This is a genomic window from Telluria sp. ZB4P36 (assembly GCF_059685865.1).
This window is the reverse complement of the sequence record NZ_JCASIE010000015.1, coordinates 1-19,201: the sequence shown is the minus strand read 5'-3', so window position 1 is coordinate 19,201 and position 19,201 is coordinate 1. Positions and strand designations below refer to the sequence as shown.

The window sequence follows — 19,201 nt, the reverse complement described above, 5'->3', positions numbered from 1 at the left end:
ACTTAGTGTGCCGTAGCTGCTGCCGCCCCGATACCGGTCTCGGAGCGCACCTCCTGCGCTTCGAAGCCTGCCCTGTCGATCGCCGCGCGCGGGCTCTTGTCGGTCACCGAGAAGAACCAGATGCCGAAGAAGCCCACCGCCATCGAGAACATCGCCGGCGAGGTGTAGGGGAAGATCGGCGCGGCGTTGCCGAGCACGTCGACCCACACCGACTTCGACACCAGGGTCAGCACGACCGCGGTCGCCAGGCCCAGGAAGCCGCCGACGGTGGCGCCGCGGGTGGTGCAATCCTTCCACAGCACCGACATGAACAGCACCGGGAAGTTGGCCGAGGCGGCGATCGCGAAGGCCAGCGACACCATGAAGGCCACGTTCTGCTTCTCGAACGCGATCCCGAGCAGCACGGCGATGACGCCCAGTGCGATGGTGGTGATCTTCGAGACCTTCAGTTCGTCGGCGCTGTTGGCCTTGCCCTTCTTGAACACGGTGGCGTACAGGTCGTGCGACACGGCCGAGGCGCCCGACAGGGTCAGGCCGGCCACCACCGCCAGGATGGTCGCGAAGGCCACCGCCGAGATAAAGCCCAGGAAGATGTCGCCGCCCACGGCCTGCGCCAGGTGGACCGCCGCCATGTTGTTGCCGCCCAGGAGCTTGCCGGCCGCGTCCTTGAAGGCCGGGTTGGTCCCGACCAGCACGATCGCGCCGAAGCCGATGATGAAGGTGAGGATGTAGAAGTAGCCGATCCAGGTGGTGGCCCACAGCACCGACTTGCGCGCTTCCTTCGCGCTCGGGACGGTGAAGAAGCGCATCAGGATGTGCGGCAGGCCGGCGGTGCCGAACATCAGCGCCATGCCGAAGGAGATCGCCGAGATCGGGTCTTTCAGGAAGCTGCCCGGGCCCATGATGGAATCGCCCTTGGCATGCACTTCGGTCGCCGTGGCGAACAGTTGTTCGGGGCTGAAGTTGTACTGCGCCAGCACCGCGAAGGCCATGTACGAGGCGCCCGACAGCAGCAGGACGGCCTTGATGATCTGCACCCAGGTGGTGGCGGTCATGCCGCCGAACAGCACGTAGACCATCATCAGGATGCCGACCAGGACCACCGCGATCCAGTACTCGAGGCCGAACAGCAGCTTGATCAGCTGGCCGGCGCCGACCATCTGCGCGATCAGGTAGAAGGCCACGACGACCAGGGTGCCGGACGCCGCGAACACGCGGATCGGCTTCTGGTGGAAGCGGTAGGCGGCGACGTCGGCGAAGGTGTAGCGGCCCAGGTTGCGCAGGCGCTCGGCCATCAGGAAGGTGATGACCGGCCAGCCGACCAGGAAGCCGATCGCGTAGATCAGGCCATCGAAACCGTCGAGGAAGACGGCGGCCGAGATGCCGAGGAAGGAAGCGGCCGACATGAAATCGCCGGCGATCGCCAGGCCGTTCTGGAAGCCGGTAATGCCGCCGCCGGCGGTGTAGAAGTCGGAGGCCGAGCGGGTCTTGGCGGCGGCCCACTTGGTGATGAACAGGGTCAGCACCACGAACAGCGCGAACATGCTGATCGCGGTCCAGTTGGTGGCCTGCTTGGTGGCCTGGCCGAGGTCGGGCGCGGCCATGGCGGCGCCGCCGGCTGCGAGCGCGAGCAGCGCGATGGCGGAACGGTGCAGGGTCTTCATGCCGCCACCTTCTGCTTGCCGCCCTCGGCCACGCGGGCCTTGACGGCGTCGGTCAGCTGGTCGTAGGCGCTGTTGGCGCGCCGTACGTAGATGGCGGTGACGACCACGGTGAACAGGATCACGAACAGGCCCAGGGGGATACCCCAGGTCATGACGCCGTCGCCGACACGGCTGCCCATGAATTCCTTGTCGAAGGCGCAGAGCAGCGTGAAGCCGTAATACACGACCATCATGCTCCACGTGAGCATCCAGCCGAAACGCGATCGCGTCTTGACCAGCTTGCGGTAATCGGGGTCGGCCTTGACCCGCCGTACGATGTCTTGATCCACTTCTGTCTCCGGTTATCTATTCTGGTGATGCCTGGTATTCAGGGCTGGTGTCAATGCTAAGGGCGCGCCCTTACCTCAGTCTTACGCTGGCTTACGCCTAACTGACAGCGGCCGACCCTGCTACACTTGATACATGAGTCCATCCACACGCAGCCCCATGGACGGCGCCGACAAGCCGGTCATCTGGACCGTGTCCGTATCGCGCCTGTCCGACCTGTTCCGCGACATCACCCTCGAGTACGACCACCTGGCGACGATCGAACCGCTGCACCTCGGTTTCGACGAGGCCGCGCGCACGCTGCGCGAGCGCCTCGCCACCGAGCACTGCGACGTGGTGATCGCCGCCGGTTCCAACGCCGCCTACCTGAAGGGCCGCATCCCGGTGCCGGTGGTGGTGGCCAAGGCCAGCGGCTTCGACGTCATGCAGGCGCTGGCGCGCGCGCGCCGCGTCTCGAGCCGCATCGGCGTCATCACCTACCAGGAGCCGCTGCGCGAGCTGGCCGAATTCGCGGACACCTTCGGCATCGCCATCGCCCAGCGCACCTACGTGACCGAGGAAGACGCACGCGCCGGCATCAATGAGCTGAAAGCGTCCGGCATCGAGGTGATCGTCGGCGCGGGCTTGATCACCGACCTGGCCGAGGAAGCCGGCCTGACCGGCGTGTTCCTGTATTCGGCCGCGTCGATCCGCCAGGCCTTCGACGATGCGCTCGAGACGGCCCGCCTCACCCGCCTGGAAGCGGGACGCGGACGGCGCGGCGCCGCGGCGGACAGCCGCCGCGCGCGGCGCGGCCTGCATGACCTGCGCGGGGAGTCGGCCGCGATGGAGCGCCTGCGCCAGACCGTGGTGCTGTATGCCCGTTCGCCGGCCACGGTGCTGATCCAGGGCGAGACCGGCAGCGGCAAGGAACTGGTGGCGCAGGCCATCCACCGCGAAGGACCGCACCGTGCCGCCAACCGGCCTTTCGTGGCGGTGAACTGCGGCGCGATCGCGGAATCGCTGCTGGAATCGGAACTGTTCGGCCACGAGGAAGGGGCGTTCACGGGGGCCCGCCGCGGCGGCCATGCCGGCCTGTTCGAGGCGGCCAACGGCGGCACCCTGTTCCTCGACGAGATCGGCGAAATGCCGCTGGCGCTGCAGACGCGTTTGCTGCGCGTGCTGGAAGAGCGCGAAGTGATGCGCGTGGGCGGCACCCGGCCGGTGCCGATCGAGGTGCGCGTGATCAGCGCGACCCACTGCGACCTGGCTGCGCGCGTGCGCGAGGGACGCTTCCGCGCCGACCTGTTCTACCGGCTGGCGGTGCTGCGCCTGGACCTGCCGCCGCTGCGCGCACGCGTCGCCGACATCGCGCCCCTGAGCGAATGGTCGCTCAAGAACGCGCTGGCGGCGCTCGGGGCCAAACCGCATCCGAACCTGCATGCCGAGATCCGCGCCTGCGCCCCGCTGCTCGAAGCCTATGGCTGGCCGGGCAACGTGCGCGAGCTGCGCAACCTGATGGAGCGGCTGGCGCTGTTCCTGGCGGCCGAACCGCTGCAGGCCCTGAGCCCGAGTTTCCTGGTGTCGATTGCCCCTGAGCTAGGCCAGGGAACGGCATTTCCGGCCCCGGCGGCAACGGCGGAAAATATCGCGGAGGTGCTGGCGCGCTTCGGCGGCCAGCGCGATGCGGCGGCAAAACACCTGGGGATCAGCCGCACGACCCTGTGGCGGCGCCTGAAGAATCCGTAGCGTGGGCGGGAGACCCACCCTACAAGATCAACACCAGCTGTCATATTCGCCGTATCATGACTTTTTTACATGGCCTGGCACCCATTGAATGCCAGATCCTCGACTAGCGTCCGCCCAGCGGCGCACCGCCCGGGCCCGGCCCGGCCTTTCGGAGGCACTATGCAACATGCGTCGCAAGCTGCACTGTTTTCCCTGATCGGTGATACCCCCCTGATTGAAGTGACACGGATCGACACCGGTCCCTGCCAGCTGTTCCTGAAACTCGAATCCCAGAATCCCGGCGGCTCCATCAAGGACCGCATCGGCCGCGCCATGATCGAGCAGGCCGAGCACGACGGCCACCTGCAGCCCGGCGGCACCGTGGTCGAAGCCACCGCCGGCAACACCGGCCTGGGCCTGGCCCTGGTGGCCCGCATCAAGGGCTACCGGGTGGTGCTGGTGGTGCCCGACAAGATGGCGGCCGAGAAGATCCTGCACCTGAAGGCGCTCGGCGCCGAGATCCACCTGACGCGCTCCGACGTCGGCAAGGGCCACCCCGAGTACTACCAGGACTATGCGGCGCGCCTGGCGAAGGAGATCCCCGGCGCCTGGTTCGCCGACCAGTTCAACAACCCGGCCAACCCGCGCGCCCACGAAACCACCACCGGCCCCGAGATCTGGGACCAGGTCAACCACCGGCTGGACGCGATCGTGGTCGGCGTCGGCTCCTCCGGCACCCTCACCGGCCTGTCGCGCTACTTCAAGAAGACCCAGCCCAACCTCGAGTTCATCCTGGCCGACCCGCAGGGCTCGATCCTGGCCGACTACGTGAACACCGGCGTGCTGCGCACCGACGCCGGTTCGTGGGCGGTGGAAGGCATCGGCGAGGACTTCATCCCCGGCATCGCCGACCTGTCGCGCGTGAAGAAGGCCTACACCATTCCGGACGAAGAAAGCTTCGGCACCGCGCGCCTGCTGCTGCAGCGCGAAGGCATCCTGGGCGGGTCGTCCACCGGCACCCTGCTGGCCGCGGCGCTGCGCTACTGCCGCGAGCAGACCCGCCCGAAACGGGTGGTCACCTTCGTGTGCGACACCGGCACCCGCTATCTCACCAAGGTGTACAGCGACGGCTGGATGGTCGACCAGGGCTTGATCACCCGCCCCAAGACCGGCGACCTGCGCGACCTGATCGGGCGCCGCTACGACGAGGGGGAAGTGGTCAGCCTGCTGCCCACCGACACCCTGCTCACCGCCTTCAACCGCATGCGCAGCGCCGACCTGCAGCAGATGCCGGTAATCGACAAGGAAGGCCGCCTGGTCGGCCTGATCGACGAATCAGACCTGCTGCTGCACGTGACGGCAGAATCGGGCAACAGCGCGAACCACTTCAGCGCGCCGGTCTCCAGTACCATGACGTCTTCGCTCCAGACCCTGCTGCCGACCGGCAGCATGGGCCATCTGCGCGAGATCCTCGACCGCGGACTGACCGCCGTGATCGCCGACGGCGAGCGCTTCTACGGCCTGATCACCCGCTTCGACCTGCTCAACCACCTTCGTAGGACCCTCTCATGACAGAGACCAAAAAACACCTTGCCACCCGCGTGATCCACGGCGGCCAGGCGCCGGAGCCGAGCACCGGCGCCGTCATGCCGCCGATCTTCGCCACCTCGACCTTCCGCCAGGAGAGCCCGGGCGTGCACAAGGGCCTGGACTACGGCCGCTCGCACAACCCGACCCGCTGGGCGCTGGAGCGCTGCGTGGCCGACATCGAGAGCGGCAGCGCCGCCTTCGCCTTCGCCTCCGGCCTGGCCGCGATCGCGGCGGTGCTGGAACTGCTGCCGGCGAACTCGCAGATCGTGGCGGGTGACGACATGTACGGCGGCACCTTCCGCCTGTTCGAGCGCGTGCGCCGCAAGAGCGCCGGCCACAGCTTCGCCTATGCCGACCTGACCGACCCCGACGCCCTGGCCCGGACCATCACGCCCGAGACCAGGCTGGTCTGGGTCGAGACCCCGACCAACCCGATGCTCAAGCTGGCCGACCTGGCCGCGATTGCGCAGCTATGCCGCGCGCGCGGCATCATCACGGTGTGCGACAACACCTTCGCCAGCCCGATCGTCCAGCGCCCGCTGGAACTCGGCTTCGACATCGTGGTGCACTCGACCACCAAGTACATGAACGGCCATTCCGACGTGATCGGCGGCGTGGCGGTGGTCGGCAAGGAAGCGCAGCACGCGGCCCTGGCCGAGCAGCTCGGCTTCATCCAGAACGCCGTCGGCGCGATCCAGGGGCCCTTCGACAGCTTCCTGGTGCTGCGCGGGATCAAGACCCTGGCCCTGCGGGTCGAGCGCAGCAGCGCCAACGCGCTGGCGCTGGCCCAGTGGCTGGAGCGCGAGCCGAAGGTCCGCAAGGTGTTCTATCCGGGCCTGGAATCGCACCCGCAGCACGCGCTGGCGCGGCGCCAGATGAACGGCTTCGGCGGCATCGTGTCGATCGACCTGGCCGCCGACCTGGCCGGAGCGCGGCGCTTCCTGGAAGCCTGCGAGGTGTTCACGCTGGCCGAAAGCCTGGGCGGCGTGGAGAGCCTGATCGAGCACCCTGCCCTGATGACCCACGCCAGCATTCCGGCCGAGCAGCGCGCCCAGCTGGGTATCGGCGACGGCCTGATCCGCCTGTCGGTCGGCATCGAGCACCTGGACGACCAGCGCGAGGACCTGCGCCGGGCGCTGGCCGCGATCTGATCGTTCAAACCGGCGGCGGCGAGGCGCCCGTTCGGGCCCGGCCGGCACCGAGGCGATCCCGAAACTCGCCGTCGCGGAGGTATCCGGCGCCTACTCCGCGTTGCGCGGGGCGCCCGTGGCCGTCGCCGGGTCCGGCCGCGGGTGCGGATGCGACCCGCCACGCTCGGGATAATCCTCGTCGAGTTTCAGCGGCACCTGCAGGCAGACGCTTTGTGTCGGCAAGACTTCGGTCCAGTCGCGGATCAGGTCGCGGTATGCCAGCCCGACCGGACGCAGGTGGCGGTCGAGGTCGGCCAGGCCCAGCGCATTGACGTGGCCATTGTTCTCGCGCAGGCTGCTGTCCCAGTCCACCTGGTCGGTCAGTGAATACCAGGTGAAGCCGACCAGGGGCACGCCGTTGTTGCGGACCCGGAGCACGTTCGCCCACTCCTTGCGCAGCCAGGTGACCGCCTCGTTGCCGCCCGGTCCCTGGCACAGATTGGTCTCGGTATGCATCACGGGCAGGCGGTAACGGTTGTAGTACTGGTGCGTGATCACGGCATAGCCGAAGATCTCCCCGGACGAGGTCGTGGCACCGTCGGCCGCCACGTGGTGCTCGTTGGTCTGGTAATAATCGTTCCCCATGATGCAGTGGTGCTTCAGGTTGTTATTCAGGAAGAAGTGGTACTCGTCGCGGCGCATGCCGTTGTCGAGCAGGTACTCGTACATGGTCGAGTCCACGCGGCGGCCGTAGTTCAGGTCGAGCGACAGGAAACGGCGCGCGTTCATGGTCTCCGCCGCGCCGATCGCGGCCGGCGACGTGGCGTGAAAATATTCGGTGGATTCGCTCTGGACGAACAGCGCATCCGGACGCACTTCCAGGATGGCGCGCATGGCCAGCAGGTTGGCCTTCACCAGGTGCTTGAGGGCGGTCACGAAGGCCCGGTCGCTGCGCATCTCTTCGTTCCACCAGCCGTACAGCGCGGAGAACAGCGCGCTGATCGACATCTCGTTCACCGGCGTGTACAGCTGGATCCAGGGGTAGCGCAGCGCAAACGCGCGGGCATAGGCGGCGAAGATGGCGGGGAAATCCGGATTCTGGAAGTTGCCGAGGAAATCGGGCAAGCCGAAATGGCAGAGGTCGACGATCGCCACCAGGCCGCGGCGCCGCAAGTCGGGAAAGACCTCGTCCGCGAACGACCAGTCGTAGCGCCCCGCGCCCAGCAGCGTCGTGTGCAGCGGCGGGCCATAACGCAGGAAGCGGATGCCGATCTCCTGCACCAGATCGAAGTCGCGCCGCCAATGGCGGTAATGGCCGCACTTGTCCATCTCGTCCATGCGGACCCGGCCGGCAGCGATGGTCGGGATGCTGTTCTCAATGCCGGTCGCAAAGAGAAATCCGGGTGGATTCGATACCATGTGCTGTCTCGCAAGGGCCACGGTGCCAGGCCATTGTCGACACGATTGCCTCTGCGTGTCAACGAGATATGCGAATCATGGCGTAGCAGCAATGTATACTGGCATCACCCCTTCAACACACGACGAAAGACCACCTTGAAACAGCTGATCTCCCACTGCCTCCTCGGTTTGACCATTGCCCTGGCCGCCACCGGCTGCAAGCGCGCCGAAACGCCACCATCCACCCAAGCCGACTCGGTGGCGCTGCAGAAGATCGATACCGTGGCCGGCACCGGCAAGGAAGCGGTCGAGGGCACGACCGTCGTGGTCCACTACACCGGCTGGCTGTACGAGCCGAAGGCCGACTCGAAGCACGGCGCCCAGTTCGACTCATCGAGCGGACGTGAGCCGTTCAGCTTCCAGCTCGGCGGCGGCCAGGTCATTCCCGGCTGGGATGCGGGCGTGCAGGGCATGAAAGTGGGCGGCAAGCGCACCCTGATCATCCCCTCCTCCCTCGGCTACGGCAGCTCGGGCGCCGGTCCGATTCCGCCGAACGCCAACCTGATCTTCGACATCGAACTGCTCGAAGTCCGCTAAGCCAGGGCCAGCGCGCGCAGCTTGAAGGTGCCCACCAGCGCCGACAGCTCGGCCGCCTGCTGGCGCATCGATTCGGCCGCAGCCGCGGCCTGCTCGACCATCGCGGCATTCTGCTGGGTCGACTCGTCCATCTCGGCGATCGCCTGGCTGACCTGGGCCACGCCGCCGGCCTGTTCGCCGCTCGCCGTGGAAATGGTGTCGAGCAGGCCGGCCACGTCGTGCACGTGCGCGAGGACCGCGCGCATGGTTTCGCCCGCGGTGCCGGCGATGTCGGTGCCGGCGGCGATTTCGCCGGTCGACACATTGATGAGCTGCTTGATCTCCTTCGCGGCCGTGGCCGAATGCTGGGCCAGGCTGCGCACCTCGGCCGCCACCACCGCGAAACCGCGCCCTTCGGCGCCGGCGCGCGCCGCTTCCACCGCCGCGTTCAGCGCCAGGATATTGGTCTGGAAGGCGATGCTGTCGATCATGCCCGTGATGTCCACGATCCTGTCGGCGGAGGCCTTGATCGCCCCCATGCGCGCCACGACTTCCTCGACCGCCTGCGCGCTGCGGGTGGCCACCTTCGATGCCGACTGGGCCAGGGCGTTCGCGGAGCGGGCGCTGGCGCTGTTGCGGGCGATGGCTTGCGCCAGTTCTTCCATCGCGCCGACGGTCTGGCGCAGGCTCGAGGCCTGGCGCTCGGTGCGGCGCGACAGGTCCTGGTTGCCGTCCGCGATCTCGCTCGATGCCGCGTCGATCGCCTGCGCCCCCTGCAGCACCTGGGACACGGTGGCGGACACGCCGCCGGTCATGCCGTTGAGGGCGTCGAACAGGCGGCCGATCTCGTCGCTGCGTCCGTGGCGGATGACGGGGCGCAGGTCGCCATGCGCCACCTGCTCGGCGAGCAGGACGGCCTGCTGCAGCGGGCCGACGATGGTCCGGGTCAGCATCCAGGCCAGCGCCGCACCGATGCCGAGTGCGCCGAGTCCCAGCGCCAGCACCAGCGCCTTGCCGAAGACCGAGGCGCTGGCCGATTCTTCGGCCAGGCGGTGGGCTTCCGCCGTCTGGTGGGCCAGCAGGGCTTCCAGCGCGCCGGTGTGCGCCTTGTAGCGCTTCTCCCAGTCGCCGCCGACGAGGCCTTCGACCACCTGGGTCTGGCCGAACTCCTTGGCCTGGAGCAGCGCGGCCTGGACCTTTGCCAGCGCCGCCTTGTGCTTGCTGGCTTCCGCGATCAGCGCCGTTTCGCGTCCGTTGCGCGGCAGCCTGGCCAGCTTCGCTTCGAGCTGCGCGGCGCTCTGCTTGCCACTCGCGAGCTGGGCGCCGAAGTAGTCCGCCAGTTCGAGGCTGTCGCTGCGCGCGATGGCAACCAGGCGCGAACCGTTCAGGCGCTCGACGCCGAGCAGGTCCGAGGTGATCTGCTGCTTGGCCAGCTTGTCGTAGACCAGGTCGGTGGTCAGCGCGTCGTTCGACTGCATGCGCCACAGGGCCACGGCCGACAGGAGGAGGATCAGGAAGGCGACGACACCGAAGGAGCCAAGGATCCTGGTGCCGGTCTGGAGCTTTGCGAGTGGCATGGCAAGTACCGGGCTGGTGAGATACTTGCAGTCTAGAAATAGTATGTGACAGCGTGATGAATTTCCGTGACATCCGCTTCTGCGAATGTCACGGGAGTGTCGCTTACTTGTTCAGCGCCGGCGCCTTGCTGGCCGCCTCGCCGGCCTCCCACTGGCGTTTCAGCGCCGGGATCGCGGCCGGCTTCCAGGGCCTGACCGGCTGTTCCTTCATCTTCTTCTCGAGCAGCTCGATCGCCACTTCCAGCTGGCGGTCGCGGCCCGCGAAGGTCTCGTGCGGCAGGTTGTCGACCTCGACGTCCGGAGCTACGCCCACGCCTTCGATCAGCCATTCGCCGTCCGCCGCGAACTGGCCGAATTCCGCCACCCGCGCCATGCCGTTGTCGGACAGGCCGTTGCCGTCGCTGAGCCAGACCCCGGCGCCGGCGGTGCGCTTGCCGACCAGCGGGCCGAGCTTGAGCGACTTGACGCCGGCGGCGAAGGTCTCGCCGTCCGAGTAGGTCAGCTCGTCCATCAGCACCACCAGGTGGCCGCGGAAGGTGTTCTGCATGTTCGACTGCGGCAGGTTGCCGTTCGCGCTCCAGAAGGCCCAGGAACGGCGCAGCAGCTTCTCGATGATCCAGCTGTCGATGTTGCCGCCGTTATTGCGGCGCACGTCGATGATCAGGCCTTCCTTGTTGATGTTGGCGTAGAAGTCGCGCGCGAAGGCGTTGATGTCGCGCGCCACCATCGCGCGCAGGTGCAGGTAGCCGATCTTGCCGTTCGATGCCTTGTCGGCCTGCTGGGCCCTGCCCTGCTCCCAGTCGGCATAGCGCAGGGCCGCGTGGCGCGTCATCGTCACCGGCGTCACGATGACCGGGCGCGCCTTGCCCCCCGCGCTCTTCACGTGCAGCAGCACCTGCTTGTCGGCCTGGTCGAGCAGCAGGTCGGCGATGTCGCGCGCTTCCACCAGCGACTTGCCGTTGACGGCGGTGATGATGTCGCCTTCCTTCACGCCCACGTCGGGCGCCGCCAGCGGTCCACGCTCGGACGGCAGTTCCGGTTCGCTGCGGTAGACGCGGTCGACGCGGAAGCCGTCGTCGACCCGCGTCAGCACCGCGCCCAGGCTCGAGGGCACGCCTTCGCCTTGCGCGCGGCGCACGTCGCCCGGACGGATCTGCGAGTGCAGCGCGCCGACTTCGCCCACCATCATGCCCAGCACGTCGTCCAGTTCGGCGCGGTCGGTCACGCGCTCGACCAGCGGCGCGTAGCGGGTGCGCACGGCGTTCCAGTCGACCCCACGCATGCTGGCGTCGTACAGGAAGTCGCGGTGCATGCGCCAGGCGTCGTTGAACATCTGCTTCCATTCCAGGCGCGGGTTGGTGCTGACCGCCCAGTCGTCGATCTTGACCTTGGCCTTGGTGACGTCGGCCGGAGCCTTGGCACCGGCGGCGACGATCAGCATCTCGCCGGGGCCGGATGCATTGAAGGTACGGTAGAAGACGTGCTTGCGGTCGGTGCTCAGGCCGAACTCGCGGATGTTGGCGACGAAGGTTTCCAGCGGCGGGCTGCTGCGCGAGATCTCGAGGGTCTTGAGTGCGCCGCTGCGGCCGTTGTCGGACTCGAGGACGTAGAGGCGCTTGTCGTCGACGGCCAGGGCGCGGTAGTTGCCCGGCGCGACCGGCACTTCGTACAGGCGCTCGCGCAGGCCGGCGTAGTCGATCGCCGGGGTCGGCGCGGCCTTGGCCTTCGGATCGGTGGCGTTGGCGGCGGCGGTTGCTGCTGCGGCGGCGGCCACGGCGGCGGTCTTGTCGGCTTCGTCCTTGCCGGGCGTGGTCACGGCGGTGCGCGCGGCCGCTTCCGGGGACGTCGCTTCCGGCTTGGTCAGCTCGTCCTCGGGCTTGAACGGGAAACGTACGCCCGGCTGCAGCGCCAGCGCATAGATGCCGACGCGGCGGTCGAACACCGGGCCCATGTTGCGGTCGCCCCAGGGGCCGGCATTGCCGACATTGAAGTGGCGCGACGACAGGAAGTACAGCCACTTCCCGTCCGGCGAGAACACCGGCGAGTCGGCGGTGTAGCGGTCGGTGGTGACGAAGGCCATGCTCTTGCCGGCCAGGTTATACATGCCGATCTGGTTGCGCTGTTCGCTGCTGCCGACGCGGACCAACGCCAGGTTGCGGCTGTCGGGCGACCACACCACCTGGTCCGGGCGCTCGGCGCCGACCTGCTTGGCATCGTCGATGATGACATTGGTTTTCGTCTGCAGGTCGAGCAGCCAGGTGCGGCCTTTCTTGTCGGTGTGGGCCAGCCACTTGCCGTCCGGCGACGGGTACAGGCCGGAGCGGTGGCTGGCGCCGTCGACCGTCAGGCGCTCTCCCTTGCCGGAGCCGTCGGCGGCGTAGCGCCAGATCTCGTTCTCGCCGCTGGTGTCGACGAAGGCGTAGACCCACTTGTCGTCGTGGCTGAATACGGCGCTGCGGGCGCGTGCGCCTTCCGGCACGGCGATCTCGACGCGGCGGTAGCTGCCGGTGCCGGCAATGGTCACCTTGCCGCGCGCGGTCAACACGATGCGCTGGGCCTTGTTGGCGACTTCGATGCTGGTCAGCGCGTCGAGCGGCGAGCGCACGCGGCGGGTGCGCTGCTGGTCGAAGTCCGAGACCAGGCTGGCCTCGAGCCGGGTGTCGGCGCCGCTGGCGATGTCGAACACGCGCAGGTCGGCGCCCAGCTGGTAGGCGATGCGGCCGTCGCCCAGCGACGCGGTGCGCACGTCCCATTCCTTGTGCCGGGTGTGGACCTTGCGGTCGCTGCCGTCCGGCAGTGCGGACCAGAGGTTGTCGGCGCCGCCGGAATCGCTGATGAAGTAGATGCGGCCCTGCCACCACATGGCGCGGCGGTTGTTGGCGTCGTCGTCCTTGAACAGGCGCACGGCCTCGCTATTGCCGCCCAGTTCGTAGCGCCACAGCTGGGCATGGGCGCCGCCGCGGTAGGCCTTGACGTTATCGTTGGTCATCGACAAGCCCATGCGCGTGAAGAACACGCTGCGGCCATCGTCGCTCAGCACGGCGTCGTTGGCATCGGCCAGCGGCAGCACGCGGCGCGCCATCTTCACTGGGTCGAGGGCGGCGACGATACGGTGTTTCGACGGCCCCACCGAATTTTCGGTACTGACCAGGACTTCGCCCTGCGCCGTCCAGCCCAGCACGGTGACCCCGCCGTTTTCAAAGGTGATGCGCTTGGGCAGGCCGCCCTCGATCGGCATCACATAGGCTTCCTGCGCGCCCTCATACGAGGCCGCGAAGGCGACGTAATTGCCGTCATGCGAGATCGTCGCCTGGGTTTCCGAAGCCGGGTGGGTGGTCAGGCGGGTGGCCTTGCCCCCGGCCAGCGTGGTGCGCCACAGGTCGCCTTCGGCGGTGAAGACGATGCTGTCGCCGCGGATGGCGGGGAAACGGAAATATGGATCTGCGGCGGCGGCCTGGCTGCCGATCAGGGCGAGCGACAGGGCGAGGATGGTGCGGGACACGGTCATGTGGGAAGGCGGCAAAAGGGGTTACTAAAGTGGAAGAGTTTGCCACACGCTTAAGGCCGCGCGATGTGCACACGTATAAAAAAACCGCGCCGAAGCGCGGTTCTCGTGAGCATCCGACCGATTACTCGATCTCGACCGTCTCCGCCGGAGCCGGCGGCGGCAGTGCGTCCCCTTCCGGGAACTCGAGCACGACGTCGTCCTTCTCGTTCAGGTCGACCGTGATGCGGCCGCCGTTGACCAGGCGGCCGAACAGCAGCTCGTCGGCCAGCGCCTTGCGAATCATGTCCTGGATCAGGCGCGACATCGGTCGAGCGCCCATCAGCGGATCGAAGCCCTTCTTGCCGAGGAACTTGCGCAGCTTGTCGGTGAAGACCGCTTCCACCTTCTTCTCGTGCAGCTGCTCTTCCAGCTGCATCAGGAACTTGTCGACGACACGCAGGATGATGTCCTCGTCCAGCGCGCGGAAGCTGATGATCGCGTCCAGGCGGTTGCGGAACTCCGGCGTGAACATGCGCTTGATGTCGGCCATCTCGTCGCCCGCCGCCTTCGAATCCACGAAGCCCACCGAGCGCTTGGTCAGGCTCTCGGCGCCCGCATTGGTGGTCATGATGATGATCACGTTGCGGAAGTCCGCCTTGCGGCCGTTGTTGTCGGTCAGCGTGCCGTGGTCCATCACCTGCAGCAGGATGTTGAAGATGTCCGGATGGGCCTTCTCGATCTCGTCCAGCAGCAGCACCGCGTGCGGCTTCTTGGTGATGGCCTCGGTCAGCAGGCCGCCCTGGTCGAAGCCGACGTAGCCCGGCGGCGCACCGATCAGGCGCGACACCGCGTGGCGCTCCATGTATTCCGACATGTCGAAGCGCACCAGCTCGATGCCCAGGATGAAGGCCAGCTGCTTGGCGACCTCGGTCTTGCCGACACCGGTCGGACCCGAGAACAGGAAGGAGCCGATCGGCTTGTCGGTCTTGCCGAGGCCGGCACGCGCCATCTTGATGGCGGCCGACAGGGCTTCGATTGCCGGATCCTGGCCGAACACCACGTTGCGCAGGTCGCGGTCGATGGTCTGCAGCTTGCTGCGGTCGTCCTGGTTGACGGTCTGCGGTGGAATGCGCGCGATCTTCGAGATGATGTCCTCGATCTCGGTCTTGCCGATGGTCTTCTTCTGCTTCGACTTCGGCAGGATGCGCTGTGCCGCGCCCGCCTCGTCGATCACGTCGATGGCCTTGTCGGGCAGATGACGGTCATTGATGAAGCGCGCCGCCAGTTCGGCCGCGGTCGACAGCGCCGAAGCCGAATACTTGACGCCGTGATGCTCTTCGAAGCGCGATTTCAGGCCGCGCAGGATCGCCACGGTCTGCTCGACCGACGGTTCGTTGACGTCGACCTTCTGGAAGCGGCGGCTCAGTGCGTGGTCCTTCTCGAACACGCCGCGGAATTCCGTGAACGTGGTCGCGCCGATGCACTTGAGCTGGCCGTTGGCCAGGGCCGGCTTCAGCAGGTTCGAGGCGTCGAGCGTGCCGCCCGAAGCCGAACCGGCGCCGATGATCGTGTGGATCTCGTCGATGAACAGGATGCCGTTCGGGGTGTCCTTCAGTTGCTTGAGCACGGCCTTGAGGCGCTGCTCGAAGTCGCCGCGGTACTTGGTGCCGGCCAGCAGCGCGCCCATGTCGAGCGAAAACACGACGGCGTTCTGCAGGATTTCCGGCACGTCTTCCTGGACGATGCGCCATGCCAGGCCTTCCGCGATGGCGGTCTTGCCGACACCGGCCTCGCCCACCAGCAGCGGATTGTTCTTGCGGCGGCGGCACAGGATCTGGATCACGCGGTCGACTTCTTCCTCGCGGCCGATCAGCGGATCGATCTTGCCGTCGGCGGCCGACTTGTTCAGGTTCTGGGTGAACTGGTCGAGCGGGCTTTCCTTGGCCTGGCCTTCGACCTGCGCTTCTTCCACGCCTTCCGACGCCTTGCTGGTGTCGAGCTGCTGGTCCTTGCGCACGCCGTGCGAGATGAAATTGACCACGTCGAGGCGGGTCACGCCCTGCTGGTGCAGGTAGTAGACGGCGTGCGAATCCTTCTCGCCGAAGATCGCCACCAGCACATTGGCGCCGGTGACTTCCTTCTTGCCGTTCGAGGCCGACTGGACGTGCATGATGGCGCGCTGGATCACGCGTTGGAAACCGAGCGTCGGCTGGGTGTCGACCTCGCCCGTGCCGGGCACGGTCGGGGTGTTATCACCGATAAAATTAGTCAAGGTCTTGCGCAGGTCTTCGATATTGACCGCGCACGCACGCAGGACTTCGGCGGCTGATGGATTGTCGAGCAGGGCCAGCAGCAGGTGTTCCACGGTAATGAACTCGTGGCGGGCCTGGCGGGCTTCGACAAAGGCCATGTGTAGGGATACTTCAAGTTCCTGCGCAATCATACTTCCTCCATCACGCATTGCAGGGGGTGCCCTGCCTTACGCGCATGCGTTAAGACAAACTCCACTTTGGTACACGCTATATCTTTGGAAAACACCCCACAGACGCCCTTGCCGTGCCGATGCACGGAAAGCATGATCTGGGTCGCCGTTTCGCGATCCTTGTTGAAATACTCCTGGATGATCGCAACCACGAATTCCATCGGCGTGTAGTCGTCGTTCAGCAACGCCACCTGGTACAAGGGTGGCGGTTTTACGGTCTGCCGCTCCAGCAGCTGTTCGGTGTCATGCTTCGTAGCCATGGGCGTATTCTAATGCTTTCAAAGTCTGTGCCAAGCGTAAACATCAGCTTGTTTTCATGTGCTTCCATGTTACGCGATTCCCGTTGAATGCGCAGATGGCGATCCAATTGACGAAATCAAGAGCCGCGTTAGCTCTGCTGTGGAATATTTGGCAACACCCGCTCAAAAGCGCTTGACTTACGTGGTTATTCCACCAACAATGTACTCATCGACATCGTACTTATGTACTTGTTGATAAGAAGTGAGCAGGCTGAGGAGGGGGCAAGAAGCTTCTTGCTTTTATGGCTCGTGTGATTAGTTAAATTTGAAAGTTCTTTTATGGCAACTGGTACTGTTAAGTGGTTCAATGATTCCAAAGGCTTTGGCTTCATCACTCCTGATGACGGCGGCGAGGATCTGTTCGCACACTTCTCCGCAATCAATATGAACGGTTTTAAGACCCTCAAAGAAGGTCAAAAAGTCCAATTCGAAGTCACGCAAGGCCCGAAAGGCAAGCAAGCTTCCAATATCCAGGGCATGTAATCTTTCCCCTCCCGGAAGCAAGGAACCCCGCGCAAGCGGGGTTTTTTTTCGTCCATCCGCCCTACCCTGCTCCTTCGGTACGAGCATAAGCCAGTTCCGCCGCAAAGTCGCTGGTGTCCTTCAACAGTGCGGCGATGCGCTCGTCGCTGACCGAATCAACACGCGCGAGCCGCGCATCGTCCTGCCAGTCGGCCAGCACGGCATCGAAGCGCTGCGCCAGCACGGCGCCGCGCTCGGCCAGCCCCGCCGGCAGCGGACCCGACGCGTGCAGCCCGCGCAGCGTTTTTGGATTGGCAATACGGTGGAAGCCGTAGATGAAACGGCCGATGCGCTCGTAGTCTGCCTGGTAAGCCATTGCTGCCCCCGATAAAAAGCACTCCGGCTTACATCTGCTCGATCATCACCTCGCCGAAGCCCGAACAGGACACCTGGGTCGCCCCTTCCATCAGGCGCGCGAAGTCGTAGGTGACTTTTTTCGAGGTAATCGCGCGTTCCATCGCACTGATGATGAGATCGGCCGCTTCGACCCACCCCATATGGCGGAGCATCATCTCTGCCGAAAGGATGAGGGAACCCGGGTTCACGTAGTCCTTGCCGGCATACTTCGGCGCAGTGCCGTGGGTGGCCTCGAACATCGCCACCGAGTCCGACATGTTCGCGCCCGGGGCGATGCCGATGCCGCCGACCTGGGCCGCCAGCGCGTCGGAGATGTAGTCGCCGTTCAGGTTCAGGGTGGCGATCACGCTGTACTCGGCCGGGCGCAGCAGGATCTGCTGCAGGAAGGCGTCGGCGATCGAATCCTTGATGGTGATCTCGCGGCCGGTCTTCGGGTTCTTGAACTTGCACCATGGACCGCCGTCGATCAGTTCGGCGCCGAACTCCTTCCGGGCCAGCGCATAGCCCCAGTCGCGGAAGCCGCCTTCGGTGTACTTCATGATGTTGCCCTTGTGGACCAGGGTCACCGAGGGCTTGTCGTTGTCGACCGCGTACTGGATCGCCTTGCGCACCAGGCGCTCGGTACCTTCGCGCGAGACCGGCTTTAGCCCCAAGCCCGAACTCTCCGGGAAGCGGATCTTCTTGACGCCCATCTCTTCGGTCAGGAACTTGATGACTTTCTTGACGCCCTCCGAACCTTCGGCCCATTCGATGCCGGCATAGATGTCTTCCGAGTTCTCGCGGAAGATCACCATGTCGGTCTTTTCCGGCTGCTTCAGCGGCGAAGGCACGCCGGCGAAGTAGCGCACCGGACGCAGGCAGACGTAGAGGTCGAGTTCCTGGCGCAGCGCGACGTTGAGCGAGCGGATGCCGCCGCCGACCGGGGTCGTGAGCGGGCCCTTGATCGAGACCACGTAGTCCTTCACCACGTCCAGGGTTTCCGACGGCAGCCACACGTCGGGGCCGTAGACATTGGTCGATTTTTCGCCGGCATAGATTTCCATCCAGCTGATCTTGCGGCTGCCGCCATAGGCCTTGGCCACGGCCGCATCGACGACCTTGAGCATGACGGGGGTGATGTCGACGCCGGTGCCGTCACCCTCGATGTACGGAATGACCGGATTGTCCGGCACATTCAGCGAAAAGTCGGCGTTGACGGTGATTTTCTGGCCGTCGGCCGGGACCTTGATATGTTGGTACATCGTGCTCTCCCATGTGGTCGCGTGGCAGGCCATGTCGCGGCGCCGGCCTGGCCTGCATTTCATCTACAATGTGGAATACGGCTGCAAGTCTTGTATAAGACCCTTTCCTGGCATCTTGCATTATGCACCAGTATTTTCCGAGGCGCTACGCAACGCCTTTTATGACTCCATTCGCCTTTCATGCCTCTGATCCTCTTCAATAAACCCTTCCAGGTCCTGTGCCAGTTCTCTGGACAGGACGGCCGCGAGACCCTGGCCGACTACCTGGACATCCCCAATATCTACCCCGCGGGGCGGCTGGATGCCGACAGCGAAGGCCTGATGCTGCTGACCGACGACGGCAAGCTGCAGCACAAGATCGCGCACCCGGACCACAAGGAAGCCAAGACCTACCTGGTGCAGGTGGATGGCGTGGCCGATGCCGCCGCACTGGCCCGGCTGCAGGCGCCGCTCGACCTGGGCGACTTCGTGACCAGGCCCTGCAAGGCGGTGCGCATCGCCGAGCCGGAGTGGCTGTGGCCGCGCAACCCGCCGATCCGTGCGCGCCAGGACAAGCCGACCAGCTGGATCGCGATCACGCTGGAGGAAGGCAAGAACCGGCAGGTGCGCAGGATGACGGCGGCGGTGGGCCTGCCGACCCTGAGGCTGGTGCGCAGCGGTATCGGGCCGTTCTCGCTGGCGACGCATCCGCTGATGCCGGGGGAGTTCACCGAAGTCCGGTACACCTAATCGGGATAGGGGCGGCCAGTTGTCTGGCCGGTCCCCTCCCACACCACCCGGCATGCGGGTCCGCACCGGGCGGTTCGAGTAGTTGAGGTTAAGTGAGGCGAGGCATGCCGAGGCG

The 19,201-nt window shown here is 65.9% G+C and carries 15 protein-coding genes; 6 read left to right on the top strand and 9 right to left on the bottom strand.

The annotated features are described in order from the left end of the window. Positions 1 to 2: 2 nt before the first annotated feature. Both AC56LK_RS18275 and AC56LK_RS18270 read right to left on the bottom strand, forming a co-directional pair. Positions 3 to 1,664, bottom strand: a complete 1,662-nt coding sequence (locus tag AC56LK_RS18275; protein ID WP_497185908.1) for a cation acetate symporter — start codon at positions 1,662 to 1,664, stop codon at positions 3 to 5. Next, on the bottom strand, positions 1,661 to 1,993 hold the full coding sequence (locus tag AC56LK_RS18270) for a DUF485 domain-containing protein (protein ID WP_497185907.1): 333 nt from the start codon (positions 1,991 to 1,993) through the stop codon (positions 1,661 to 1,663). The genes AC56LK_RS18275 and AC56LK_RS18270 overlap by 4 nt, the downstream gene beginning before the upstream one ends. Positions 1,994 to 2,126: 133 nt before the next feature. Here AC56LK_RS18270 and prpR point away from each other — a divergent pair, with 133 nt between their 5' ends. The 3 genes from prpR (at position 2,127) to AC56LK_RS18255 (ending at position 6,439) form a co-directional block, all read left to right on the top strand. Then, complete coding sequence (gene prpR / locus AC56LK_RS18265) at positions 2,127 to 3,719, top strand: propionate catabolism operon regulatory protein PrpR (protein ID WP_497185906.1); 1,593 nt, start codon at positions 2,127 to 2,129, stop codon at positions 3,717 to 3,719. 159 nt (positions 3,720 to 3,878) lie between these two features. After that, the gene (locus AC56LK_RS18260; RefSeq protein ID WP_497185905.1) at positions 3,879 to 5,270 is read left to right on the top strand and encodes a pyridoxal-phosphate dependent enzyme; all 1,392 of its coding nucleotides are present in this window, start codon (positions 3,879 to 3,881) and stop codon (positions 5,268 to 5,270) included. Then, complete coding sequence (locus AC56LK_RS18255; protein WP_497185904.1) at positions 5,267 to 6,439, top strand: trans-sulfuration enzyme family protein; 1,173 nt, start codon at positions 5,267 to 5,269, stop codon at positions 6,437 to 6,439. The genes AC56LK_RS18260 and AC56LK_RS18255 overlap by 4 nt, the downstream gene beginning before the upstream one ends. Positions 6,440 to 6,529: 90 nt before the next feature. On the opposite strand, the gene AC56LK_RS18250 is transcribed toward AC56LK_RS18255, so the two are convergent. After that, complete coding sequence (locus AC56LK_RS18250; protein ID WP_497185903.1) at positions 6,530 to 7,837, bottom strand: family 1 glycosylhydrolase; 1,308 nt, start codon at positions 7,835 to 7,837, stop codon at positions 6,530 to 6,532. 135 nt (positions 7,838 to 7,972) lie between these two features. Here AC56LK_RS18250 and AC56LK_RS18245 point away from each other — a divergent pair, with 135 nt between their 5' ends. Then, a complete protein-coding gene (locus tag AC56LK_RS18245; protein WP_497185902.1) occupies positions 7,973 to 8,413 on the top strand; it encodes an FKBP-type peptidyl-prolyl cis-trans isomerase in 441 nt (146 codons plus the stop codon). Here the strand turns inward: AC56LK_RS18245 and AC56LK_RS18240 are convergent. The 4 genes from AC56LK_RS18240 to clpS all read right to left on the bottom strand — a co-directional run bounded on the left by AC56LK_RS18240 (position 8,410) and on the right by clpS (position 16,198). Then, positions 8,410 to 9,969, bottom strand: coding sequence for a methyl-accepting chemotaxis protein (locus AC56LK_RS18240; RefSeq protein ID WP_497185901.1), 1,560 nt, complete (start codon positions 9,967 to 9,969; stop codon positions 8,410 to 8,412). The genes AC56LK_RS18245 and AC56LK_RS18240 overlap by 4 nt on opposite strands. Positions 9,970 to 10,072: 103 nt before the next feature. Then, a complete protein-coding gene (locus AC56LK_RS18235) occupies positions 10,073 to 13,477 on the bottom strand; it encodes a S41 family peptidase (protein ID WP_497185900.1) in 3,405 nt (1,134 codons plus the stop codon). A gap of 121 nt (positions 13,478 to 13,598) precedes the next feature. Continuing rightward, complete coding sequence (gene clpA / locus AC56LK_RS18230) at positions 13,599 to 15,899, bottom strand: ATP-dependent Clp protease ATP-binding subunit ClpA (protein ID WP_497185899.1); 2,301 nt, start codon at positions 15,897 to 15,899, stop codon at positions 13,599 to 13,601. Further along, positions 15,896 to 16,198 (bottom strand): ATP-dependent Clp protease adapter ClpS, encoded by a 303-nt coding sequence (gene clpS, locus AC56LK_RS18225; RefSeq protein ID WP_027864722.1) that lies wholly within the window; start codon positions 16,196 to 16,198, stop codon positions 15,896 to 15,898. The genes clpA and clpS overlap by 4 nt, the downstream gene beginning before the upstream one ends. Positions 16,199 to 16,516: 318 nt before the next feature. Between clpS and cspE the strand changes: the two genes are divergently transcribed. Then, entirely contained in the window at positions 16,517 to 16,720 is a 204-nt protein-coding gene (cspE, locus tag AC56LK_RS18220; RefSeq protein WP_020653506.1) for a transcription antiterminator/RNA stability regulator CspE, read from the top strand. Between the two features lie 61 nt (positions 16,721 to 16,781). Here the strand turns inward: cspE and AC56LK_RS18215 are convergent, their stop codons facing one another. Beyond that, a complete protein-coding gene (locus tag AC56LK_RS18215; protein ID WP_497185898.1) occupies positions 16,782 to 17,075 on the bottom strand; it encodes a hypothetical protein in 294 nt (97 codons plus the stop codon). Between the two features lie 28 nt (positions 17,076 to 17,103). Further along, positions 17,104 to 18,357, bottom strand: coding sequence for an NADP-dependent isocitrate dehydrogenase (gene icd / locus AC56LK_RS18210; protein ID WP_497185897.1), 1,254 nt, complete (start codon positions 18,355 to 18,357; stop codon positions 17,104 to 17,106). A 180-nt stretch (positions 18,358 to 18,537) separates the two neighbouring features. Between icd and AC56LK_RS18205 the strand changes: the two genes are divergently transcribed. Continuing rightward, entirely contained in the window at positions 18,538 to 19,086 is a 549-nt protein-coding gene (locus tag AC56LK_RS18205; RefSeq protein ID WP_497185896.1) for a pseudouridine synthase, read from the top strand. Positions 19,087 to 19,201 lie beyond the last annotated feature (115 nt).